This is a genomic window from Pseudomonas sp. FSL R10-0056 (assembly GCF_009600105.1).
In the GTDB taxonomy this organism is placed as follows: Bacteria; Pseudomonadota; Gammaproteobacteria; order Pseudomonadales; family Pseudomonadaceae; genus Aquipseudomonas; species Aquipseudomonas bubulae.
Genome location: NZ_WIWL01000165.1, coordinates 1 through 202 on the forward strand (window position 1 = coordinate 1; position 202 = coordinate 202).

Below are 202 nucleotides of genomic sequence, written 5' to 3' on the forward strand. Positions count from 1 at the left end.
GCAGCGGACGGGACTCGAACCCGCGACCCCCGGCGTGACAGGCCGGTATTCTAACCGACTGAACTACCGCTGCGCGTCGGTGGTAGCTCCTTTCGGAACGACCTTTCTCTTGCGAGAATCTCAAGAAGTGGTGGGTGATGACGGGATCGAACCGCCGACCCTCTGCTTGTAAGGCAGATGCTCTCCCAGCTGAGCTAATCAC

1 tRNA gene is annotated in these 202 nt (G+C 59.9%); it reads right to left on the bottom strand.

The features are described from left to right. Nucleotides 1-73 (bottom strand) — tRNA-Asp (locus tag GHO42_RS08500). Between the last annotated feature and the right edge of the window lie 129 nt (nucleotides 74-202).